This is a genomic window from Bacillus tianshenii, assembly GCA_020524525.2.
Classification (GTDB): Bacteria; Bacillota; Bacilli; order Bacillales; family Bacillaceae_N; genus Bacillus_AV.
Map to the genome: position 1 here is coordinate 2,983,511 of CP129018.1, position 25,167 is coordinate 3,008,677.

At 33.7% G+C, this 25,167-nt stretch carries 25 protein-coding genes; all 25 read right to left on the reverse strand.

Annotation, left to right across the window (positions count from 1 at the left end):
- Positions 1-5 precede the first annotated feature (5 nt).
- A complete protein-coding gene (locus tag LC040_15105; GenBank protein ID WLR50574.1) occupies positions 6-1,178 on the reverse strand; it encodes a glycosyltransferase in 1,173 nt (390 codons plus the stop codon).
- A gap of 389 nt (positions 1,179-1,567) precedes the next feature.
- Positions 1,568-2,839 (reverse strand): IS110 family transposase, encoded by a 1,272-nt coding sequence (locus LC040_15110; GenBank protein WLR50575.1) that lies wholly within the window; start codon positions 2,837-2,839, stop codon positions 1,568-1,570.
- 136 nt (positions 2,840-2,975) lie between these two features.
- Positions 2,976-4,067, reverse strand: a complete 1,092-nt coding sequence (locus LC040_15115) for a DegT/DnrJ/EryC1/StrS family aminotransferase (GenBank protein ID WLR50576.1) — start codon at positions 4,065-4,067, stop codon at positions 2,976-2,978.
- Complete coding sequence (locus LC040_15120) at positions 4,067-4,636, reverse strand: acyltransferase (protein WLR50577.1); 570 nt, start codon at positions 4,634-4,636, stop codon at positions 4,067-4,069. The genes LC040_15115 and LC040_15120 overlap by 1 nt, the downstream gene beginning before the upstream one ends.
- Positions 4,633-5,028 carry an FdtA/QdtA family cupin domain-containing protein gene (locus LC040_15125; GenBank protein ID WLR50578.1) on the reverse strand — a complete coding sequence of 132 codons (396 nt, stop codon included), beginning with the start codon at positions 5,026-5,028 and terminating at the stop codon, positions 4,633-4,635. The genes LC040_15120 and LC040_15125 overlap by 4 nt, the downstream gene beginning before the upstream one ends.
- 14 nt (positions 5,029-5,042) lie before the next feature.
- On the reverse strand, positions 5,043-6,080 hold the full coding sequence (locus LC040_15130; GenBank protein WLR50579.1) for an SDR family oxidoreductase: 1,038 nt from the start codon (positions 6,078-6,080) through the stop codon (positions 5,043-5,045).
- A 3-nt stretch (positions 6,081-6,083) separates the two neighbouring features.
- A complete protein-coding gene (locus LC040_15135; GenBank protein ID WLR50580.1) occupies positions 6,084-6,815 on the reverse strand; it encodes a sugar phosphate nucleotidyltransferase in 732 nt (243 codons plus the stop codon).
- Between the two features lie 53 nt (positions 6,816-6,868).
- Complete coding sequence (locus LC040_15140) at positions 6,869-8,128, reverse strand: glycosyltransferase family 4 protein (GenBank protein ID WLR50581.1); 1,260 nt, start codon at positions 8,126-8,128, stop codon at positions 6,869-6,871.
- Positions 8,129-8,751: 623 nt separating this feature from the next.
- Positions 8,752-9,771 (reverse strand): glycosyltransferase, encoded by a 1,020-nt coding sequence (locus LC040_15145; GenBank protein ID WLR50582.1) that lies wholly within the window; start codon positions 9,769-9,771, stop codon positions 8,752-8,754.
- Between the two features lie 15 nt (positions 9,772-9,786).
- Positions 9,787-10,836: a DegT/DnrJ/EryC1/StrS family aminotransferase gene (locus LC040_15150; protein WLR50583.1), complete on the reverse strand. Its 1,050-nt coding sequence runs from the start codon at positions 10,834-10,836 to the stop codon at positions 9,787-9,789.
- Positions 10,836-11,591, reverse strand: coding sequence for a formyltransferase family protein (locus tag LC040_15155; protein ID WLR50584.1), 756 nt, complete (start codon positions 11,589-11,591; stop codon positions 10,836-10,838). Before LC040_15155 ends, LC040_15150 begins: the two co-directional genes overlap by 1 nt.
- Positions 11,592-11,594: 3 nt before the next feature.
- On the reverse strand, positions 11,595-12,644 hold the full coding sequence (locus LC040_15160; protein ID WLR50585.1) for a GNAT family N-acetyltransferase: 1,050 nt from the start codon (positions 12,642-12,644) through the stop codon (positions 11,595-11,597).
- A gap of 33 nt (positions 12,645-12,677) precedes the next feature.
- Positions 12,678-13,403, reverse strand: a complete 726-nt coding sequence (locus LC040_15165; protein WLR50586.1) for a hypothetical protein — start codon at positions 13,401-13,403, stop codon at positions 12,678-12,680.
- Positions 13,400-14,326, reverse strand: coding sequence for a formyltransferase family protein (locus LC040_15170; GenBank protein ID WLR50587.1), 927 nt, complete (start codon positions 14,324-14,326; stop codon positions 13,400-13,402). Before LC040_15170 ends, LC040_15165 begins: the two co-directional genes overlap by 4 nt.
- Positions 14,319-15,437, reverse strand: coding sequence for a DegT/DnrJ/EryC1/StrS family aminotransferase (locus LC040_15175; GenBank protein WLR50588.1), 1,119 nt, complete (start codon positions 15,435-15,437; stop codon positions 14,319-14,321). The genes LC040_15170 and LC040_15175 overlap by 8 nt, the downstream gene beginning before the upstream one ends.
- Positions 15,437-16,408 (reverse strand): NAD-dependent epimerase/dehydratase family protein, encoded by a 972-nt coding sequence (locus tag LC040_15180; GenBank protein ID WLR50589.1) that lies wholly within the window; start codon positions 16,406-16,408, stop codon positions 15,437-15,439. The genes LC040_15175 and LC040_15180 overlap by 1 nt, the downstream gene beginning before the upstream one ends.
- Positions 16,409-16,444: 36 nt before the next feature.
- On the reverse strand, positions 16,445-19,306 hold the full coding sequence (locus LC040_15185; GenBank protein ID WLR50590.1) for a DUF115 domain-containing protein: 2,862 nt from the start codon (positions 19,304-19,306) through the stop codon (positions 16,445-16,447).
- A gap of 18 nt (positions 19,307-19,324) precedes the next feature.
- Positions 19,325-20,338 carry a polysaccharide biosynthesis protein gene (locus tag LC040_15190; GenBank protein ID WLR50591.1) on the reverse strand — a complete coding sequence of 338 codons (1,014 nt, stop codon included), beginning with the start codon at positions 20,336-20,338 and terminating at the stop codon, positions 19,325-19,327.
- Between the two features lie 16 nt (positions 20,339-20,354).
- Positions 20,355-20,963 carry a hypothetical protein gene (locus LC040_15195; protein ID WLR50592.1) on the reverse strand — a complete coding sequence of 203 codons (609 nt, stop codon included), beginning with the start codon at positions 20,961-20,963 and terminating at the stop codon, positions 20,355-20,357.
- A 436-nt stretch (positions 20,964-21,399) separates the two neighbouring features.
- A complete protein-coding gene (locus LC040_15200; protein WLR50593.1) occupies positions 21,400-22,527 on the reverse strand; it encodes a flagellin in 1,128 nt (375 codons plus the stop codon).
- A gap of 145 nt (positions 22,528-22,672) precedes the next feature.
- A complete protein-coding gene (csrA, locus tag LC040_15205) occupies positions 22,673-22,900 on the reverse strand; it encodes a carbon storage regulator CsrA (GenBank protein ID WLR50594.1) in 228 nt (75 codons plus the stop codon).
- Positions 22,901-23,353: a flagellar assembly protein FliW gene (gene fliW, locus LC040_15210; GenBank protein WLR50595.1), complete on the reverse strand. Its 453-nt coding sequence runs from the start codon at positions 23,351-23,353 to the stop codon at positions 22,901-22,903.
- A gap of 29 nt (positions 23,354-23,382) precedes the next feature.
- The gene (locus LC040_15215) at positions 23,383-23,676 is read right to left on the reverse strand and encodes a DUF6470 family protein (protein WLR50596.1); all 294 of its coding nucleotides are present in this window, start codon (positions 23,674-23,676) and stop codon (positions 23,383-23,385) included.
- A 22-nt stretch (positions 23,677-23,698) separates the two neighbouring features.
- Positions 23,699-23,947: a DUF6470 family protein gene (locus LC040_15220; GenBank protein WLR50597.1), complete on the reverse strand. Its 249-nt coding sequence runs from the start codon at positions 23,945-23,947 to the stop codon at positions 23,699-23,701.
- A gap of 54 nt (positions 23,948-24,001) precedes the next feature.
- On the reverse strand, positions 24,002-25,159 hold the full coding sequence (gene flgL / locus LC040_15225; protein WLR50598.1) for a flagellar hook-associated protein FlgL: 1,158 nt from the start codon (positions 25,157-25,159) through the stop codon (positions 24,002-24,004).
- Between the last annotated feature and the right edge of the window lie 8 nt (positions 25,160-25,167).

The window sequence follows — 25,167 nt, forward strand, 5'->3', positions numbered from 1 at the left end:
CCCTATCAATTTATATATTCCCTTCGTTTCACAATACTGCTTGAAAGTATTCTTTCTGTAATTTTCAATGAATTTCCCACAACACCTTTTTGGATATATTGTAAATTATTTTGCCCATCTATATAGTTAGGTTCAATGGCTACACTTTTCTTAAATAATGCCAAAGCTTCTTCAAGATCACTTCGCAACTCGAAAACTAAAACCCCTATGTTATTTAAGGTACTTGGATTATTAGCTTTAAATTCAAGCGCCCGTTTAAAATAGTTATAACTCTCTTCCTTTTTATTTATTTTATAAAGTGCTACTCCTAAGTAAAAATTATTTTCAAAATTAATTTCTATTTCTTTCGATATATCATCATAAGCCTTTAATAAGTAATAGTATCCGTCTTCCACATTATCTCGAAATAATTCAAAGACCCCCAAAGATACATATATTTCCTTTGAAGTGTATCCTCTTTTAAATAACACCTTTTCAAAACATAAGATGTTATAAGACTTTAAAGCTCTTACCGTTTTTTTATAAAGCTTTCTATTGTTATTAGAAATATTACTCTCATGAATGCGATATTTTATTAAAAAATCATTAACAATATGAATGTCATAACCAGCTAAAATATATTCTAAACTAACTTGATAATCATCAATTATTTCTAAAACGCCTTCCTTTAAAACCAAATCTATATCCTTTTTTAACGCCATTGTAGCCCCTAAACAATAATTTCGTTTTAATTGATTAAGAGAAAGGTTTTGATTATTAATCTTAGCGTCAATTACATAAAGTTCTCCTGTTAACTCTGACTTAGAATTGATTATCTTGGCATTTGAGATGATTAGCCCAACACTTTTGTTAGAATCAAATACTTCTTTACAAACTTTGAGTCTGTGGGGTTCAGTGATATCATCTGCTGCAGCAAAAATAACATAATCACCTTTGCTTTCTAAAATGCCTTTCTTTTGATTTTGGGCTGCTCCCAAATTTCGTTTATTTCGGATTAATCTTATACGTTCATCTTTCATTTGATACTGTAATGCGATTTCAAAAGAAGAATCTTGACTACAATCATCAATAATAAGAAGTTCAAATTCTTTATAACTACTCTTTAATACACTTTCGATTGCTGGACGTAAATACTTCTCATTATTGTATACAGGCATAACTACTGTTATAGAAGACATCGTCAACCTCCCTCTATAAATATTGATATATCAACGGTTTGAGCCGTCGTAGGGGTGTCAAAAAATTTTTTTATGACACCTGATCTTACAGTATTATTTAAATATGTGAAACTCTAACAGTCTAAGGGTGCGCTACGCGGTCGCAACTGGATATAATTGGTTGCGTTATGCCATCTATATTGATGCACATTGGATCTCTGCATAGCTTATGATGACGTACCCTCCCATGTCTCTGGACATCTAAGTGCCTACATTCCTTCGTTCGGTCTAGTCATAAGGCAGAGGCCAGCGAAGCTCCTTTAGGGACTCAAGGTCGAATGGTAAAAATAGTGCCGGCTTCTCCGTATCATCCTGTTGTCTAGGGTTCAAAAAAATGTGTTCACTTCGTTTCATCCTTCGAGAAGAGGAATGTCATGCATCATTCGCTTTGCATCAAACGCAATATGCTTCGTGCTAATCGCATGTAAAACTTTCAGTAACTTGCCGCATAGAACAACGATTGACTGCTTCTTGCGTAACGGGTTTGTGGTTCTGTTTGTATAATAATCATGCAGCTCACGAAAGGCTGCGTTATGACGAATCATCGGCATCATGACACGGAAGAGAAGGGCGCGCAGCCGTCTTCTTCCACGCTTAGAGATTCGCTTCTGTCCTTTGTGCTGACCGGATGAGTTCTCTCGCAACGTTAACCCCGCAAGTTTGAGTAGTTGGCGTGGGTGTTGGTAATGAGAGAAACTGCCGATTTCAGAGAGCAGTTCGACAATGGTCGCATCTCCGAGACCTGGTACAGTCGAAAGCCATTCATATTCGACAGATGTTCGGACAAGCTCTGTTAACTGATCCGTCAAGGACGCAACCTCTTGTTCAAGCTGGCGGTAACGGCGGACAAGTGTGGCGATTTCAACACGGGCCATCTGTTGTCCTTCTGTTACGCCAATCGAGTGGTGAGCGACGTTAATGAGCTTCGCTACTTTTGGCGCTTGGGGTGATTTCATCCCTTCAACCTGCCGAAGTTCATCCAATAGCTCTTCGGCTTCTTTTTGTGCTAGGTCGCATGGAAAGGGCGATGTTTCCAGTACAGCGAGCGCCATTTTGCCGAAGGTCGGGAAAACTTGCGTATACTCTGGAAAGTAACGATCCAGCCAGCGAATCATCTGATTCCGGACGGCCCCTTGTTCCTCTATGAGCTTTGAACGAAGCGTTGAACCAACGCGCAGCTCGGCTTCCATGCCTTTAAGAATTCGCGGATAGCTGAATCGTCCGTCTTTCACAAGGCGGGCAATCACCAGCGCATCCTTGGCATCATGCTTCGTTGGAAGGTTGTCATCCAGCTCTTTGGAACGCTTCACATGCATTGGATTCGTCATCACCAGAGAAATGCCTCGGTCATCAAGGAAATACGCCAGGTTAAGCCAGTAGTGACCGGTCGGCTCAATCCCAAGAATGACTTCCGTTTTCCGATGTTCCTTCATTGCTTTCAATATTCTTTGATACAGTTTTTCAAAACCACCGTGGGACTGAGAAACCGGAAAAGCTTTTTTAAGCACCCTGCCCCGTTCATCGACAAAGCATGCGTAATGTGTGCGTTTTGCAATATCCATACCGACAACGAGTGTTTGTTCGGTGACTTGATTAATTTTATTGTTTTGAGTAGAATTCATATTGAGTCCTCCTTGGTATCCAAATTAGGGGTCATTTCGTCCGTGAATTGACACCCCGCATCATACCAAGAGGGCTCTTTTTATTTCAAGTCCCCGAAAAAGCTTCTAACAGGAATGCTCCTTTCTCAATTATCCACTACTTAAAATGGTTTAAAACCATTACAACTTTTTCATATTCAGATTTAGTAAGTACTGGACTCATAGGTAAACTGAGTACTTCATTATGTAACTTTTCTGAAATAGGCAAATTTAAATTTCCCCATTTTTTATAGGCCTTTTGTTTATGCGGAGGGATTGGATAATGAATTAGAGTTTGTACACCATGCGACATTAGAAATTTTTGAAGTTCACCTCTATTTTTTGCCCGTATAACAAATAAATGCCATACATGAGCTTTACTATCTGTAATGACATTGGGTTTAATAATAGATGGATTAGTTATATTCTCGAGGTAAAAATTTGCAATGTTTCTTCTTTTTTGATTGTCACTATCAAGGTATTTGAGTTTAACCCTTAAAATAGCTGCTTGAATTTCATCAAGTCTACTATTTTCTCCTTCATACATGTGAACATACTTCTCTTTAGAACCATAATTACGTAACATTCTAATCTTTGCTGCTATATTGGGCTCATTTGTAGTAACTGCTCCTCCATCACCTAAAGCACCTAAGTTCTTTCCTGGAAAGAAACTAAAAGCTGCTACATCACCGATACTCCCAACTTTTTGCTTATTATATACAGCACCATGAGCTTGTGCTGCATCTTCAATAATTACCAGATTATATTTTTGAGCAACCTTTTTAATAACTTCCATATCAGAGCATTGGCCATATAAATGTACAACCATAATCGCTTTCGTTCTTTCAGTAATTTTTTCTTCTATTAAAACAGAATTTATATTGTAAGATGTTATATCAGGCTCTACAAATACTGGTGTTAGGTTATTTTTGGTTATTGCTAAAATTGTTGCAATAAAAGTGTTAGCTGGAACAATAACCTCATCCCCTGATTTAAAGTCATATGCATTTAAAATTAGTGAAAGTGCATCTAAACCACTTGAAGTGCCAATACAATGTTTTACTCCACAATAAGATGCAAATTCAGCTTCAAATTGTTGCAATTCGTCACCTAAAACATACCACCCAGATTTTATTACTCTTTGAATTGCTTCATTAATTTCATCACTGTATTGTTCATTTATTTTTTTTAAATCTAAAAATGGAATCATCAAGAATTCTCCTTGAGCATGTCTTGTAATTTACCATCCTCTAATTGAAACCTAATTTTACAATTGTTACAATATAAATCTTTTGAGTGCAACTTTTCTCCACAGTAACAAACGTAACCTCTTAATTCAGCTGGATTCCCATACCATAAGGTGTGAGGCGGAATATCTTTAGTTACTACTGAGCCAGCTCCAATCATTGCATACTTTTCAATAGTAATTCCAGCAAGAATAGTTGCATTTGCTCCGATAGACGCGCCTTCCAAGACTTTTGTCACAATACTCTCAGCCTTGTATAGCTTGGATCTTGGTGTTTTGTCATTTGTAAAAGTAACATTAGGACCGATAAATACATTATCAGCAATTCTAACTCCATCCCATATATAAACGCCTGATTTTATTGTTACATGATGACCAATAATAACTTCATTCTCAATAAAAGTATGATCACAAATATTACAATTTTCTCCTAATACTGCATTAGGGAGAATATGCGCAAACGCCCAAATTCTAGTGTTATTACCAACATTTTTAGATTCATTTATGGCTTTAGGGTGCACAAAATAACTCAACTTACTTCCTCCAAAAACAGATTATAATCCTTAATGTAATCCTCTTGATCATAGAGTTCGCTCGCAATTACTAATAATACACACCCTTTTGAAAAGTTAAACATTTCTCTCCAAACCATATTTCCAATATATAAGGCTTTATTAGGATTATCTAATGTTGCAATCTCTTTAGTTTTTCCATCATCCGTTAAAACATCGCAAGAACCATTAACACAAATCAGAACCTGTTCTAAATGCTTATGTGCATGTTTACCACGAACACAATCAAGTTCATTATTAAAAATATAATAAATCCTTTTTATTTCAAAAGGGATTTCTTTATGTTGCTCAAGGGCAATTAAGGAACCTCTTTCATCATTAAACATGTTAAAGTCTAGTTTTTTTACATCCATTAAAAATCACCACTTTAATCCTTATCAATTTCAAGTATTCCACCGTATAGTTCAACTTCCTTTATAATGCGATGCCATTTTATTAATTCTTTATACCAATTTAAAGTAATATTCTCATTTGTATTATTTATTTGTCCGGTCTCCAAAGCATTAAAAACTTCCTTAGCACCAGCATAAACATCCCATTTTGCCTTCCATCCAAGTGTATTTTCAATCTTATCAAAATTCACTCGATAAGAACGATGATCAGGATCTCCGTACCACTCAATAGAAACATCGTGGGATACTGCTTCTATTATTTCTTTTGCAAGTTGTTCAAGTTGGTAGTTGTTTTCATTGGCACCTACATTAAAGATTTCCCCATTAATTAATTGAGCATGGGTATTAAGCAGAAGAACCATAACATCTGTTACATCTTGCACATGAGCCATGGGTCTCCATTGAAAACCGTCTCTCATTAATGGAATAACACCATTCTTCCATGCACCATGTGTCATCCCATTTACAGCTAAATCAAATCTCATCCTTGGTGAAACCCCAAAAACAGTTGCTTGACGCAATATCGTTACAATATAATTATCATCTGCTAAAGGAAGAATTTCTTGCTCAGCTTTTTCATTGGCTTTTGCATAAGTCGTTAAAGGGTTTGTTGAAAATTTCTCGTCCACAATAACATGTTTTTCTTGAAAACCGTAAATGCTACATGAAGATGGCAGTATATATTGTTTAACACCTTGTTCTTTAGCCATTTTTGCAGTATTCACTCTTGATAAATAATTAATTTCATATGTAATATCTTTAAACAATTCCCCAATAGGATCATTCGAAATCGCTACTAGGTCGATTACTGCATCAACATTCTCAAAGACTACTTCTTTCATACGACGGCAATCTTCTTGTACCATTTCAAGTTTTGGATGTGGCTTTACTTTATCCTTACCAAAAAAATATCGATCCACTGCTTTTACACAGTAGCCATGTTCTAATAGTTTATGAACAAGCACACTCCCAATATACCCACCTGCACCTGTAACTAATACTGTTTTTTCCATAATTTAACCCACCTGAATTTGGTTTTTTACTCTAAGCATTATTTCATTGGCTAATTGTAACGACTGAATTGTCCCAGCATCTGTCCAGCTTCCATCATGAATACCGTATTTCAATTCATTTTTTTGTATATATATATTATTAACAGAAGTAATTTCAAGTTCACCACGTTCTGAAAAGTCTATATCTCGAATAAAATCAAACACTTTATTATCGTACATATAATAACCAATTACTGCAAAATCTGATTTAGGCTGTTTCGGCTTTTCTTCAATCTGAATAACTTTCCTTTCATCAATTGCTGCTACACCATACCTTTCAGGATCACCTACTTTTTTTAATAGTACACGAGCTCCTTTTTCTTGTTTGTTAAAGCTCTCTACAAATGGTTTGATAGACGTGTCAGAAATATTATCACCTAGAATAACTACTATTTTCTCCCCATTGGAAAAGTTTTCTGCTAATAGAAGAGCATCTGCTATACCTTTCGCTTCATCTTGAACTTTGTACGTAAAGCTACACCCCATACTTGTACCGCTACCTAATAAGTTAACAACATCCCCCATATGCTCCGTACTTGTCACTATTAGAATATCTCTAATATCGGCTGATATTAATTGTTTTATTGGGTTGAATATCATAGGTTCCATCCCAACCGGAAGTAAATGTTTATTTGTAACCTTCGTTAATGGATACAACCGTGTACCTTTTCCTCCAGCTAAAATTACACCTTTCAAAATGCATACTCCTTTACTAAGTTATTTACATATCTAATTTGCTTTCAAATTATCTAGCAGAATTCAGTATATAATTTCAATAACTTTTCCCCTTCCTTTTCCCAGTTATAACTTGATTCAAATGCGATTCTAGAATTCTTTTTAAAATAATTTAATAAACGAGATTGTTCAATTAAATTTATCATTGCATTTGTTAAAAGGTTTGAATCTAACTTATTAATGAGAAGCCCACAATTTGCATTTTTCATCACACTAGAAATTTCTTTATAGTTCATTCCAATGACTGCTAATCCTGCTCTCATATAATTAAATAGCTTATTGGGAAGCGCAACCTGACAGTTTGGAATATTATTCAGTAGCTGCAATCCTATATCACACTTGCATATTTCTTCATGGGCTTTATCTGGTGTTAGCCATCCTGTTTGGATAATGTTATTATGTAAATCTCTTTCTTCTATTTCTCTATCTAAATAGGACTTTTCATCCCCAACTGCCCCACCTATGAATACCAGCTTAAACTCTGGATATATAGTTTTTAGTACAGAACAACTTTCCATAATTTCTCTCAAACCACGTTCAAATCGTATATACCCTTCATAGCATATAATTGGCATATCATTTTCAATTTTCTCATAGCTTGGACCAAGTTTAGTAGGAACATTTCTAATCAAATCAATGTAAGTATTTTTATTTAATGACTCCAAATATTCTTTTATTGAATTAGATACCGTTACTACTAAATCACAATACGGTAAAACTGTTTTTTCAAATTCAATAATCATTTCTTCATATTTCTTTTTATAAAAATCAGTTTTTGCTACTGTATCTCTATATATACTTGGGAAAAATTCGTGAACATCATAAACGACCTTTATTTTTTTCCCTTGTACAGCTTTCAATTGTTTAATTTTAACAGCAGCATAAACAGAAGATATTTCATGAGCATGGTAAATATCTGCATCTATTTCCATTCCGAGATTTATTAAGTTTATCTCTAAATCATCTATATTTTCATTATTAATATTTGAAATAAAATCCATATGAATGTCATATCTCAGTTCATCTATGTTTTTATTTACATCTTTTCTAAAAGTTTTATGATATCCATAAACCTCAATTTGTTTTTCAATAATCTTATTACTTTGTGGTTTAAACGTCGGTTGATTGGAATTATTCAAAAAATAACCATCTTTATTAACTGGAGCGATAACCGATACGTTATAACCATTCTCTTGTAAAGTTCTTGCTTCCTTATAAAAAATCCGGTTGTCATTATATAAATGACCAGATGTTAGCATGCAAACTTTTTTCATGAGATAAACTCCTTAATTGTTATGAAGTTATAGCTTATAATCTCAAAATCGCAATATAAATTTTTTATTTTTCTCTTCTAATAACTATTATCGACATATTGATATTTTTATTAAGCTTTTAAAAATGTACTATAATAAGTGAAATGTATTAGAACTATATCAATAAAATGAAGATGATAAACAGAGGAAAAACGATTGAAGACATATAATTGGTTGATGAGTAAATAATAAAAAATAGTGTAACCGACATTTGCTCTTTGTACTACTCCACAAATTAATATTAAATATTCAATAGAAACAAAAATGCCGTTAAACCCTGCTAATACAATTGTTTGGTAGATGGGGTGCATACAATTTTAAATTATGTAATTAGGCTATTCCACTACTAAACCGGCGGAGAACCTATTCATTTTGAAGTAAGTTCCATGCCATTTTCAAGATCCCTTATAACAGTTCGCAATTCAAATATGTGAGGTTTAGGCAATGGCTTGTTTGGTTTAGCGATTTAATTTGCAAGACCCATTGCCACTTACGTTTCAATGCTTGTTGCTTGCTTTGTACAGACGTATTGCTTTTGGTGAATAATTTTTTATATAGGCTTATTCTCTGTTTTATGAAGCAAATTATCCTATATATATATCTATTAATTTATTTGCAACTATTTTTGCATCGTGGACTCTTTCAACATATTCCCTACTTTTAACACCTAGTTTATAACGTTCTTCATGCTTTAAAATCCATTCTTCAAGGATCAGCTCTATTGTATCTGGATTAGCGTTAATAATAGGGAACCCTTTATTATATGTATTTATAAGTTCTGGAAGTATATAACAAATGACTGGTTTCCCCAAAGCCATTGCTTCGCAAGCAAATATCCCATGCGAACCTGCACATAATTGATCAACAATAATATCTGCTTTGCTATATAGTTGGAGTGCTTCTTCATTTGGCTTGTTTGTAATTTCTAAATATTCAAACTCTAAGCCTTTCTTTTTAAGATTCTCTACAGCCTTTTGAAGAAAACTTGTGCCTTTAAAGGCTTTTAAACTTGGTGCATGAACTACTAACGGAACTTTATTGTCAGGATTCGGAAATGAAGGAGAGAAATTTTCTATTTCTATTCTTTGACCCACAATGTTAATATCATCAAAATATTTCTCTAAAAATATATTAAAAGAGTGGTCAGCAACAATAACTTTCCCTTCAGTAATATCAGCCCATTTTTTCATTTTTTCAATATTAATTTCATCAGATAAATTATATGGATCTACATAAAAAGGATTTCTCTTTTTTTCTAATTTAGGTAATCTTATATCATTCCCCCAAAATTCTATAAATAACTTTTTATTCATTTTTTTTAAGAGTTTTGTATCAAAATAATAACCTTTATATCTATAAAATGGTTCTGCAAAATGAAAATGATAAACATCATAATCTGTTAAATAACTTTTTAAGAAAATGCCTTTTTTAAACCATCTAGAAATATGACCTTCTTCTTTTCTATGGATATAAATATCATTTTTATAATTATATCGATTTTTAGAATGAACTGCAGAAACGCTAGCATATCCCACCGCTCTTTGAGCTCTAGCAGTAATACCTACTTGTCCTGCTATTTCAATAGGTCCATGTATTATTTTCATCCTAACCCACCTATATTATCCAAATATTTTATTCGTTACCTTTATTATCTTATCTATTTCATCCTCTTTCAAGGCTGGATATAAAGGAATCGAGATAGTTTTTTCAAAAATTTCCCTTGATGTGGGGAATTCCCCTTCTATTGAAAGTAATTCATTTAGTAAGTTATCAACAGGCTTTCGAATAACAACTCCATTTTCATAATACTTTTTTTGTATATTTTCAAATGATACATCCCCGACTAATTTTATCGGAAATCTATGCCATGAGTTTTCTTCTAAGAATAAGGGTAAATCAAAATTTAAATTTTTAAATGAGTTCAAATAGTTGATAGCTATACTTTTTCGCTTACACACAAAAACATCCATTTTATCCCATTGACTCAACACTAAAGAGGCTGTTAAATCAGACATACTAAATAATAAAGGAGGATAAAATTTGTCGGCACCACTAAGGAAGTTTTTGATATTTTCCTTTGATTTTGGAGTATTTAAAATTAAAGCTCCTCCTTCCCCTCCTCCCAACATTTTTATAGATTTAAAAGATAAGAGTGAAACATCGCCAAATTCCCCAGCATTTTTATTACCTATTTTTACCCCTAATCCTTGTGATAAATCTTCTATAATTGGGAGGTTAAACTTATTTAAACCTTTAATCATACCCGGAAAGCCAAACATATGAGGAAAAATAATCCCTTTTACTTTTGAATTAATTTTTTCTTCAACTGTTAAATTGTTTAAAGTGTACGTGTTGCTTTCTACATCTGCTAAAACAGGGGTAATTCCCAGAAACTTGACTGCATCATATACCTCTCTACAAATATAGTTTGGAAGTATAACTGATTCACCTGGCTTTATTCCTATTGCTATTAAAGCCAATATTAATGCGGTGGTTCCAGAAGAAGTTAACATAACTAAATCAGAATTATAATATTTTTCAAGCTTCATTATTAAAAATTTTGAAGCAGGGCCTCCTGAAGCAGTATAATAACTGTCCAAACATTGCGCAACAGCATTATAATCTTCAACTGAATAACATGGCTTTGAATGTGGTATTACACTAGTCATTATAATAAATCCTTTTCTCCTTCAGGTTTTTCGGGTCTCCATAATTTAATACAAACCCTTTGTCCTTCATATTCAAAAAATGCAGGATATAAATTTGGATCACAAGCACGAATTTGATGAAATAATTCTAAAATTGGCTTCGATGGGTCAATTTTAGAATCTTCTGGAGTTCTTAACCCTTTATAAAGTGTTGCCTCTTTTTCATTTTGTTTTATCCTTTGGAAGTTTACCCCGTCTTTAAAGTCAGTTACCACTTTTAAAAGCAACTCTGCTTCCAACTCTCGACTTTTTTTGTACATTGATCTTGGAGTATCAAAGGAAGATAACTTGAATTTTCCTTGTGAAATAATATCTCCTTCATCTATTTCAGATGATAAAAAATGAATAGTTACGCCACTTTCTTTTTCATTATTAGCCAATATATACCATCCGGAGTGCGCTCCTCTATACTTAGGAAGCAACGTAGGATGCACGTTAATAAAATTTTCTGCCGAATTTAATCCTTCTTTATGTATTAATAAAGGAAAACCTATCGTTACAGCAAGTTGGGGATTAAGCTTTTGTAGTAATGGAACTAACGTTCCTTTATCTATAATTGATAAAGGAACATTTAATTTTTTGCATGCTTCTTCCCATGAATCTAGTCTACTTTTTTGTCCGGCAAATGCAATCACATGATCAATTTTTATACCTGCTCCGCAACACCTATATAGGCATAATTCCCTGTTATTCCCGACAAGAAATACTATACTCATTTTTTACTCTCCCCATAAATTATAAGGTAATATATAAATCCCTTTATATTCCTTCTTCACTTTATTAACATCTTTAGATAAAATATTGGAAGCGTCACCTATAACTTTAGTCATATATATATGTTTTCCCTCTTTAGCTCCCCAACGTGCTTTATAATTATATACCCCTGATTTTTCAGGGCTTGATTCCCAATTGTATAGTTCATACTTATTTTGTATTAACCAATTAAAAATACTGTCTAGAACTACCGTATTTGAAAAAACATTTAAATTTCCTCCTGTATATGCAGAAGCAAAGTAATCAGCAATTTTGTTACCTAAAAGGATTAAAGTACCGCCTATCATTTCTCCTTTATTATACCCACAAAAAAGCTTTGCCTTATCTTGTGAAACAAGCTCTTCATAAATTTTTAAAAATAATTCTTTTGGATATGGGTTTGCTCCTACTTCCTTATACCTTTCAAAGTAGATTTTATACCATTCATTCCATTTATCCATAGAATTTTCTATACTTATTGTAATTCCACTGAGGTTACCTCTCCTTATTTCATTCTTAAAAGCAGCTCTCCTTTTGGCTCTTAATTTTTTAACTGGATGGTCATTTAACAAACTATATTGATAAAAATTACTATAACAGTAATCAGGTTTAAAAACCTCCTTATACATTTCAAGATTAACTTCTTGAAATGGAGGTGTACAAAGTGTTACTGTTATACAATCTTCATTTATAGCAATTTGAAATAGCTTATCTATCAATTTGCGCCATACTAAAAAATCAACTACTGGAAAACCTCCATACACAATAAAGGGATTACAGTGTATAACACTTCCATATATTCCATTATATTTAACAAAAAAGAAAAAGTTTTTAATTTTTCCTTTTTCATGGGCAATTAGAAGGTTGCAATTAAAATGCTTGAAAGATTGAAAAACCTTAAACCAAACTGGACTTATCTGTGGGATTATACTTTTTTGTTTAATTATCCACTTTTCAATTGTTCTTTCCCATTCAGAAAAATCCTTATCACTTTTTATTTGAACAATGGATACCAAAGTATAACACTCCCTCTCTATTAAAATGCATTATTAAATATATATATCATCTTCTTCTAATTTTTTAAATATTTTATTATTTTTACTCTTAATAAAGGCATTCATAGCATCCGCCATTGTTACCCCAGGATAAGCCCAAATAATAGGATGCAATAATATTGAAAGTTTAGAGTTGCTGTCAATATTAAACCAACTCTCCGGACTTCCTTCACGCCAAATTCTATTAGAGTCAGAGAGGTACTTTATTTCTTTAAAAAAAGATTCATTATATGTTGAATAAAATCCTTTGTAGTTTTTTCCCAATATTGAACTTGGTGGGTTATGGAATGAGACCACCTTATCAAAGGTATCAGGGTACATTACACTTAATAAGGAGAAGTCTTTTTCAACTTTGTCAATAACATAATCATTTTTTACTTTTTTATCTCTTATAACCTCTAAATCACAATGAAGTCCAACCCTATGTCCTAATCTCTTCACCAAATTAATAGTCTCTCTACCTTCTATTGAAAAAATATTATAAAACCAACTATTAGTCATAAAAAAATAAGTAGATTTAATACCTTCTTCATACTCGATCTTAGCCATTTTTTTGACTGCAGGTAACTCTATATCAACATCATGTCTCCATAAAATGAAAGGTTTATTTACTTTTTTTTCTTCCCCAAAAAATATATCCAGGTACCCATTTTTTTTTGAATATCTATATAAATTTCTTAACCTTTGCTCTGAAAAATCTATTTGGTTATAACTATTCATTCTAACAATTCACCTACTTTTGGAGGACGTTCCGCAGAATATTTTGTAATTAAAAGAGAACCATTTAATGTTTTCACCACAAATTCCTTTTCATTATAAGAAATAAAAACAACTTCGCCTTTTTTTGCCGAATTAAACAAGTCATTAGTAAATGGTTGTGCTTCCCACACCATAACCTTCCCTTTATCTTCCTTATAATAACAAAAAGCCCCTGGATATGGGGATGTTACTGCTCTAACAAGCCTGCATATGCTATTTGCTTCTAACTTCCAATTTATATGTCCATCTTCTGGAGTTCTTTTTTGATAATAAAACGGTTCACCTATCTGAGGAAAGGTCGGAAATTTCCCTTGAAAAAGTAGAGGCAAAAACTTTCTAATTAATTTAGCTTGTGCAATACTTGTTTTATAATAGAGTGAACGACAAGTATCCCATTGATTAATATCATACGCCTCCATACCAATAATATCACCATCATCAATACCGGGATTAATAAAAAACATATGTAAAATAAAACGGGTTTTGTTTTCCAAAATACTCCAATTTATTGGTGACCTACCTCTCCCCCATGGAAGAAAATTACTAGAACCATGAAATCCGATAGTACCAATATTTATACATTCTAATATCGATTCAGGAATCAATCTTTGCCAACCAATAACCATTAATATATCGGGATTAATATTGCGTATAGTTTCTTGATCATTAACATCTTTGAGGTCATAGTATTCTACGTACGAGCATGGAATGTTATTTTCTTTTGACCAATTTGTTAAATCAACATAATTTGTAACCTTATTTATATTCACATTTTCTTGTTTTAAAGTAATAATATGGTCAGGCTTACACCCATACATTATTAAGGCATTTAATGTATCAACAGTTTCCTCCAAACAACCTATTACAACAAACTTTTTATTCATATTTTGATATTATCTCCTTAAAAGATGTGGTAATATAATTTACATCTTCTTCACTTAATTGTGGATGTAAAGGTAATGCTAAACCATTTTGATATAACCTTGAGGCATTAGGGAAGTCTCTAGGTATATAACTGTATTTATTTTTATAGTGATACATCAAATGAACAGCCTGTGCCCCAAGATTTGATTCAATCCCTTTGTCCTTAAGCTCAGAAATGATTTTACTTCGTTCAAAGATATCACTAAGCAAAATCATAAAGGTTTGCCAAGCATGTCCTTCTACTTTCTGAGGAAGAAAAATATTTTCCAAATTATTTAATCCTGCTAAGTATTGTTCTACAATTAATCTACGCTTTTGAATTAACTTCTCATAGTCATTTAGTTGATCAATCCCTATTACTGCTTGAAATTCTGTCATGCGATAGTTCAGCCCTGGAATAATAAAGTCAATTTCACCTTCATTATTTTCTATCCCATGATTTCTTAATAAAGATAACTTCTTAAATAGCTTTTGATCTTTAGTTACTACCGCTCCCCCTTCTCCAGTAGTTATCGCTTTTCTTGGATGCCATGAAAAGCACCCTACATCACCAAATGTACCAACATGCTTTCCGTTCCATTCTGTTCCAAGAGCACAGGCTGCATCTTCAATTACATATAACCCATATTTATATGCAATCTTCATAATTTCTGTCATGTTTGATGGTGCCCCAAACTCATGAACAACAATTATCGCTTTTGGTTTTTCTTCACCTTTAAATACATTGAGTGCTTCCTCCAATATATCGACATCTATATTATAAGTGCCTAACTCAACATCAATTAAATAAGGACGGGCCCCCACTACTTCTACAACATTTGCAGTTGCCGGAAATGTAAATGCAGGTATAAAAACCGCATCACCCTTTTTTATTTCTAAAGCCATTAAAGCTAAATGTAGTGCTGCCGTTCCACTAGTTGTTGCTAAAGCATAAGATATATGCATGTATTCTTTTAAAGCAGTTTCTAAACTCTCAACATTTTTACCCTGCACTAACATACCGGACCTCAAAACTTTATTTACTTCATTAATAGCCTTCTCACTAATATTAGGTTGAGTTAAACGTATCATTATGCTTTCTCCCTATAGAAATCTGCCGTACTTTTTATCCCTTCTTCCAAATCAACCTTTGCCTCAAAACCAATTAACCTTTTCGCTTTTTCAATTGTAGGTATTCTAAGCTCTATATCCGCTCCATTTTTTTGTATGAAATTGATTTTAGAATTTGAGCCAAGTACTCTTATAATAGTGTTAGCCAAACCATATATTGTTGTTACTGTTCGCGAGTTTCCAATATTAAATGATTCACCTATAGCATTGGTAGAATTCATACAGCGGATAATCCCCTCAACCATATCATCTATAAAGCACCATGCTCTAATTTGTGTACCATCACCATGAATTTCAATTTCCTTATCTTTTAGGGCTTTCTTTATAAATGTACGAATTGCTCCCTCCCCAACTTGACCTGGTCCATATACATTAAAAGGGCGGACTGTTACCGTTGGCAACCCTCTTTCTTTAAAATAAGCATAAGCTAAATGTTCTTCTGATAATTTACTCACCGCATAAGTCCACCTAGCTTCTCCCACAGCCCCTAATACCGTGGGACTAGTTTCTTCTGAGCGAAATGCAATCTGTCCAAACACCTCACTGGTGCTAAAACAAATAACTCTTTTACAATTGGATAAAGAGCTTGCAGCCTCCAAAACATTTAAAGAACCAGCCATATTAACTTTCATCGTTGTAATTGGACTTTTAATAACCGTATCTACGCCAGCAATCCCAGCAGCATGTACTACATAAGTTGAACCTTGTATTGATCTATTTAGTAATTCAATATCTAAGATATCTCCCTTTATAATTTTAAGGTTTTTATGATTATAAAAAGTCTTATCCCTTATGGAGTCCCTTGAAAAATTATCATACACAATTATTTGATTATTTTCGATAAGACTTTCAATTAATGCTGATCCTATAAACCCTGCTCCACCAGTAATAAATATTGATTCACCATATAACTTACCATTTTCTTTAACCATATATATTCTCCTTACTTTTTGATTTTTCAGCTTTTTTTAAAATAAACATACTGGTCGAAAATAGGATTTACCCATATTACTAATAGGGATTTCATGAAATGAGTGTAAGTTACTTCCATACGACTTGCCTTTTAAAGTATACCTCCCTCTAGCAACAGCTGTTTTCTTATCTTCATTGTTCTCTATACACCATACTAATTGGTCCTCTGTCAGGTTCCAAAATATACTATTATCATAAGGAATGGTAGGATCTTTAATATAATCATTCCATTCATTTTCTTTGGTATTTATATTATTTCCTCCTGTCAGTAGTCTTATGTTAAGTTTCTCTTTAAGATTGCTAAGAGGTACTCCTTTTATATTAGTTAGACCTTTTCCATGAAGCTTTTCCCAGCTTATATCTTTTTGCAAATTCCTATCAGCGATACATTTCCCTTCTTCAACCATTACAAAATAAAAATCCCCACTAGGTAGTGGACTTGAATTTGAAGGTATAAAACTTGTTGTTTCCATTCCAATTCCCTTAAAAAACCCAACTGTATTTAGAGTAGATTCATAGTGACAACGAATGCGTTTTCCTTTACTTAGTTCCTTTAACTCTTCCACTTCATTTATATGGTAAATACGACTATCTTTACTAATTTGAACTCCTGAAAACATAAATCTATTATCATCTAATACCTTAATTTCTATGTTATGGATACCGTCATCCAATCTTCCTATTTCAAAAATAACTTGACTTTTATTTACTACCTCTGAATCTACCTTTACATCTTTAGTTGATACTTTATAACGTTTACTATCCACTGTCACTTCAATATTTTGGGTAGAACTCCTAAATTTCATGCCGTAAATTCTTAATGATGTACCTCTAAGTTTAAAACGAATGATTGACTCCGGTTCAGATGTGCCAAATTGAAGGTAATATCTCTCAACATCAACACCAGGACCAAAATTATATCTCTTCCATTCACCTTCAAATTGAAACACGCCACTATCACATGGATAGTACTTATTTTCTTCTTCTTGCAATGAGCTATTAATTTCATCATGGACGCTAAACACACTCCAAGCAACTTGCTCTCCGATCTGTTTACATTTCTCAATAAAAGGTTCAAATGCATCTAAAATCAGTTTTATTTTTTCAAATTCATTTATTTGTTTTCGAATGTTCGAGGCTTTTATTGATAATGCTTGATAATGTGTTCGATTAATAGGAAGAACATAAACATTATAATAATCGTTAGCTGTAAACTTCTTTATCTGTTTATCAAATCGTTCAATTAATTTACTATTATTCACTTTTTTACTTGGAGTAATATTTTTTTTCATTTCCTCGAAGAGCTTCTTTAATTCCTTGTATTGTTTACGAAATAATTGTAAATTCTTCTCTATTTTGGTTATTTTATTTACCGTAAATCCTAAATCATATGACGGATTAGATTTCTTGTACCATTCATCCACCACCACTTTTTCATGTAAGCTTGATTCTATCAATTCTTCTAATGGTGCAAATTGTGCTCCTTCTATTGCAGCACCACCTTTTGTAGTATTAATAGTTTTAACTTGAGAATTATTAGCTATATATATTTGTAAATTTTGTCTCATATTTTCAAATGATGGGTTTGTCTCAATTTCATTACCGTATACATCTTTTACTTTCATGACTTCTTTTTTATCTTTCTCCATAACATTTACAGTTCGGTCCTTTGTATTATAGCCAACTTCCTTAGAATAATATTGATTGTATCTAAAGCCTAAATTTTGACCAACTAGTATAACAGGATTACACCCTAATTGACATGCAAGTTGATAAGTAACCGCTGCAATTGTTGGTGCATCTTGGACTATTGGAATAGCGGTGTTTTCTTTATCTTTTAAATAATATTGCGAAACGGTATCTTGACTTGTAATCATATGCAATTTGGGCCCCTGATACCTTGTCAATGTCTCAAAGCCTACACTTGTTCCATAAATCATTGGTACAGATTTATCGATGCCTTGTTCCATCATTTTTTGGTATACACCATAGTTATGCTGTTGGGGATCATATGTACAAACTGCATCAGGAAGAATCCCCTTAGCCACCAATGCACGGTTTGCAGAACCAATTGCAAAAATATATGCTAACTTATTTTCTTTAATATAACGTAAATTTTCATACTCATCTTCAAGGGAAGGCCCTGCTGCTGCGATAATTAAGGGCTTGTTTTGAAAAATCGATTTATAACCTTTTAAAATATTTGGGGTGGTAAATGTGTATGGTAAATTAGCTAAGCTGTTGAATGTCCAGCGTGTACTAAATGAAAGGTCTGTAATAAAATTAGAGCGCTTTGATTTTATACCTTCCTTAAAATTTTGCAAAAAATGTTCATACTGTTTTGCAAAAATACGTTCATAACTAGGTAACGGGATCATCAATATTCGTTGCTGAATTTGATCAGTCAATTTTCTTAAATAAAAACTTCCTTCTTCAGGTGAAGATTCTATAAAAATATCATTTAGTCGATTCAAATGAAGTATTTTTAAAGACCTAGTTGACATGAAATGATAAAACATTTCAATACTAGGTTCATAGATCGTGTAAGTATATTTAGGATAACGGTTCATAAAAGCTTCAATGTGATAGCCGAATCCTACTCCATAAAAGATAACATGCTCATAATTATCAATTTGATCACTGTATTGCTCAACTAATCGCTCAGCTTCTTTAATAGGATCATATTTGCTGTGAACATATTGGGGACGACTATCACTGTATACCATTGCAGTCGGTTCCCCAATCTTGGTATCAATAAGTTCAACTGTTTGCTTATTCTCTTGTTCTTCAAATTGATTTAATAAATTTCGAATGTGTCGATAGTGCTTTCTTAAAAAATCTTTATTTTCAATTAACATTAGGTAAATCCCCCATAATCATATCAATTGTTCAGTAATCAACCACTTTCGTAGCGTCTCTTTATCAATTACATTTTCTTGAAGTGGAGCAGGAGCTTTTCCTATAAGACTTAACTTTTTTACATATTGCGCTTCCACATTTCTATATGGTGATTGAAGAACGAACATTTCTTCATCTTCGAGAGCTATACGCGCTTCATCCTCAGTCATTAGCTCTTCATACATTTTTTCACCTGGACGAAGACCTATTTCTTGAATATCAATTCTCCCTCTAGGTATATTATGTTTTTTTGATACTTCCTCAATGATAATATCCACCAAATCCTTAAGCTTAATAACAGGCATTTTCAAAACAAATACTTCTCCACCATAAGCCCTTTCGTTTGCTTCAAGAATAAGCGATATTGCCTGAGATGGTGTCATCATATACCGTAGCATATCTAGATTCGTAACAGTGATACGTTGTTCTTCTACAATTTGTTTTTTAAAAAGCGGGATTACGGATCCTCTAGAACCCATCACATTACCAAAACGGACTGAACTGAAAATGGTTTGCTTGGGACCTTTTTGATATTCAGCAGCAGATATTAACCTTTCAGCCGTTAACTTTGTAGCCCCGTAAGTATTTGCAGGGGCAATCGCTTTATCCGTACTTGTAAACAGAACACGTTTAACATCCATAGTTGTAGCGGCTTGAATGACATTTTGTGTACCTATAACATTAGTTTTCACTGCTTCAAATGGGTTATATTCACATGCAGGAACATGCTTCATAGCTGCTAAATGAAAAACATAATCAATATCTTCCATTGCTCTAATTAGCCGTTTTTCATCCCGTACATCGCCAATTAGATAACGAATATTACGATGTTTATACATTTTTTGCTGCAACTCAAATTGTTTATGTTCATCCCTACTAAAAATACGGATTACTTCAGGTTGATGAGTCAAAAGAGTTTTTAATAAATGCTGTCCTATTGTTCCTGTACCACCAATGATAAGTATTTTTTTACCTTTATAGATGTTTGACACGTTTTATTCACTACTTTCAATTAACATCTTTCCGGATACTCTTTTTGTCAATTTCCTTTGTAATTTCTTTTTTTACAGATTCCATAACTGGTACTATTTCATATTGAATAATATCAGCTATTAAAATCGTATCTCCTGCTTCGATAGCTTCTTCGAGGTTTCTAAACTCTTCTACTAATGATGCTTGATGAACAAGGTACTGTTTCTTTTCGTTCATATCCTCAATAATTTGGTCTACAGTACCGATAAATTGATTCACCCACTGTAAGCCTTCCAATAGAAGCTCAAAATTTCCCCAAGACTTTTCTGATGGTCCTTGGTAAAAATCATCAACTAATAATTGGACTTCAGGCAAAGCACCTTCTAAATATGATTCAAGTTGCAGCATCATATCATCTAACATTGATTCAGGCTTTAATACTTTGACATTAACTTTTTGAATATGCTCTATATATTCAGATATATATATATCATGGTCTGTATACACTTCAACGCCATCTATTTCCAAATGACTAAATAAGTAATCGGATTTTTCAATTTCTTCATTAATATCTTTAAACATCTCTTCAATAGAGGAGAGTGCGTTTTCATAATCAAACGTCTTTTCAAATAATGTAAGTTTCAATTTATAACCCCCAGTTTATCCTTAGCTGGTATCACACATAATATCGTCAATTTCGACAACCTTTTAAGTTTTATGACACCATTTGTGAGTATGTTAATTTTTCAACCTTGGGCACTTCTTTCTAATAACGATTATAAATGTCTGTAAATTTTTGTAACCCTGTTAATAACAATCCAATTTGTCTGTATTCTGAATCAGAGTGAAGTGGAATCATACTTAAAAAATTATAGATTCAATAAAGTCTACTATTATTGCATCATGTCCTAATGCCTTGAAAGCACATGCAAGCTGGTCAATATGTCCACGTAATGCGCCATAATTTGATTGTCCGTTAAATAAAGATTCTTTTTCCTACCAACATTCCCTACTAAATAGGTAATAAATTTCTATAAAAAAGAAGTTCCAGCAACGCTGGAACTTCTTTGAGTATTTAAAATTATCCAAGTAATTGAAGTACAGATTGTGGACGTTGGTTAGCTTGAGCCAACATAGCTTGAGATGCTTGAGAAAGAATATTATTCTTCGTAAAGCTCATCATCTCCTTCGCCATATCTACGTCACGAACACGAGATTCAGCAGCCTGTAAGTTTTCAGAAGCATTACCAAGGTTAGTAATTGTATGTTCTAGACGGTTTTGGAAGGCACCCATCTTAGAACGCTCAGCGGATACTTGGTTGATTGCTGCGTCAATTACAGAAATTGCAGCTGTAGCTGTTTTATGAGATTGAATATCTAATGCATATACAGTACTACCGCTTGAGTTACCTACATCAGTAAGCTTATTTGCATCTGCTGCAGATGCGCCAGAAACAAATTGCGCGTCAGAAGACTTCGCAACTTGCTCAGCTCCGACTGTTGTTCCATTTTCTGTGATTACAGTTTTACCAGAAGTTTTCGCTCCTGTTTCATCATAATATACTTCATTGGTAGAATCTTGCCATGCATTTGTTGTTTGTCCTGCCATAGAAGATGAACCAATTTGAGCCGTCGCTCCTCCACTTCCAGCAATACCCAATGCTTCAGCACGCATATCAAAGATATCTACAGTGAAGTTTTGCATGCTGTTTGCACCTACTTGCATTTTTAAACCATTGCCACTTTGCACATCCCCAGCAGATGCTACATAGTCACCCGCTTTAAGGCTTTGAGAACCATTAAGTAGTTTCTTTTGGTTAAACTCAGTATTGTTACCGATACGGTTGATTTCAGAAGTCAATTGGTTAAGCTCTTTTTGAAGCTCTTGACGGTCTTGATCTGTATTCGTATCGTTTGATGCTTGAGTAGCAAGCTCACGCATACGTTGAAGGATTGAATGAGTTTCATTCAAAGCACCTTCAGCCGTTTGGATTAAAGAGATCGCATCTTGAGAGTTACGTTGTGCTTGGTTCAAACCGCTGATTTGACCACGCATTTTTTCAGAGATTGCAAGACCAGCAGCGTCATCGCCAGCACGGTTAATGCGTAGACCTGAAGAAAGCTTCTCCATTGATTTTGCAGCGCCTGCTTGGTTCATACCTAATTGACGATAAGAGTTCATCGCAGGTAAGTTATGATTGATAATCATGATAATTTCCTCCTTGAAATTTAGCCCACATCCATGTGGTTATTTTGGTAAACAGTGAATAAAGTCGGCCGCCTTTATTTCCTGTTGTTTACACTTACTATATCGACCGAGAACGAGACTGTTTAATAACTTTAGAAGAAAAAATTTATTTTTTTATGTTTTGATTAATTTGTTGAAGTAGGTCTAATGAGTTTGTGGCGGCTTCGTTGTTTTCTTGTTGAATGGATAGGTACACTTCTTTGCGATGAATCTCGATATGCTTTGGTGCTTCGATGCCTAGTTTGATTTGTTCGCCTTCTATTGCAAGGATGGTAATTTCGATGTCATCGCCAATCTTGAGGGATTCATTCACTTTGCGTCTTAAGACGAGCATTTATTTTCCCTCCTGTACTTTAGAAGGTTGTTGTGGAAATAGATAGTGCTTTGTTTGATAATTGCTTGTATTTAAGATAACCTGCTTAGCCAGCTTCTTGGCTACATTAATAATGAGAGGACCTTGCAGGTTGGCTGTCGTTTTTTTGAATGGCTCTTGCAATGTTAATAGAACGAGGATCATTACTTCATCCCGATTATTAATCTCTAATTGTTCTTTAACCGCATCTTCGATTTTAACTTGGTAGTCTTGAAAAAAATCAAACGGATTTACTAGTACAAATGCTAACTCTTTTGTTTTCGTTGATTGCAAGATTAGAAACGGGCTTCCTTCTGCGAAAGGCAATAAGATAAATTCTGTTTCTTCTTCAAAGCTGGGCAGGCCTTGATTGAAATGAAGGATGTCTTCTTGTTTCACTTGGACTTCACCATTATACTTCGTTTGTAATTGCATTTTTTCACCACTTTTTTAAAGTCATTTTATCAGAAAATTTTATTAATGTTGATCCCAACGGCTGTAATATCGATAGAATTCTTTTGTTTCATATAAATTTCCGTGACCCATTGGTTATATTTTATTTCTGGCTTGTTTGGTGTAATTTTTATGAATGCTTTATTAGGTTTAATATTGATTTGTGCTTCTCCAGGTTCATATTGGAACTTAACTTGGGAAGCACTTTTGGGAATGAATCCAATATTGAATTCATAGGTTTTTAGGTCACTATTAGCTTTGACGATTCGCTGGATTGCACCGTAGCCATTTTCAATTTTCATCATTTGGTCGCCTTGCTGTGCAAATTTAACAGTATCCGGTCTTTTTTTGTGTCCATTCTTTGATTCTTTGAAAAATCCCTTTTAGGTTTGCATCTGCAAACGCTGCTGATTGGTCAATTTTAATTTTGCCATGCTTTTGATGAATTTTCACATCAGCATGTGGCTGCTTTAATTGAATGTCTGCATGATGTTGACGAATTTCAATGTTGGCTCTACGTTGATTCATACCTAGGTGCGCCTGTTCTGTTTGTATCTCAAGGCGTGGAAGCTGCATAGGTATCACCTCATTAAAGAAAAGCTGCCCTAAATTGAGCAGCTTTCTTAATTATTAACGCAAGAAATCCATAAGTGTTGGCTGAATAATCCGAGCACCAGCTGCTAAAGAAGCACGGTGGATGCTTTCTTGGGTTTTCAAGTCAATAATGGCTTTTTCAAAATCAATATCTTCATTCTCAGAAACTGTTTGCTTTGCAATGACCTCTTGCTTCAAGAGACGATTTTCAACCATTTCAGCCCGATTTGTTCGCGCTCCAAGTTCTGCGCGAGTAGAAACAACATCATCCATAAAACGATCAATTTCATCAATGGCAGTACTAATATCCGCAGATTCCACATCTGGATTCGTTAACATTTTCTTAATTGATTCAATCCCACTGAACATATTAATTGAGAAAGCATTTTGTGAACGAATATTTATCGGAATCGTAACACCTTTTAACACTTCAATCTCAACATCTTGATTGTTGAAAGAAACTGATTCATTATGAGATATAACTAAATCGCTATCTGCAATTTCAGTAATCGTCTCCACGGCAGGTTCTTCCGGCATTAACTTTCTTTTTTCAAATATGCTATGTTCAACCTTTGAATTCGTAATATTAATGGTAATTGATTCATTGTCATTATACTTAAACTTAAATTCATCGCTGCCATTATCGGAATCGTACTTATACGTTCTTCCTTTGTAGGTTATAGAATAATTTTCAGCATTCGAAGGAGTAGCAAGTTTTGTTTTAAAGCCTTCAAAGTCTACATTCATTTTTGTCGCGTCAACCGGTGAAGCATCTGTATTTGTCCCATTAAAAATATACTTATCCCCGACCTTTGTTTCAGCAAGTGCAACAAGATGCTCTTGTAGACGAGTAATCTCTTTGGAAATGTTTTTTCTAGCACTTTCATCATAACTGTCATTGGAAGCTTGAACAGTTAGTTCACGAATACGGTGCAAGACTTGACCTGTCTCATCAAGTGCAGCATCCCCGTTCTCCATCCAGCTAAACCCTTCACCAATATTTCGCTTAAATTGCTCAACTTCAACTACTTGGCTTCGGTAACGCATACCTTTCATCGCTACTACTGGGTCATCAGAAGGACGTGTGATTTTTTTACCTGTTACAAGCTGGTCTTGGATGCTGCCCATTCGCTCATAGTTCTTGCTAATATATCTTAAATTATTCTGTGTCAGCATTGATTGTGTAATACGCATTAGCTATT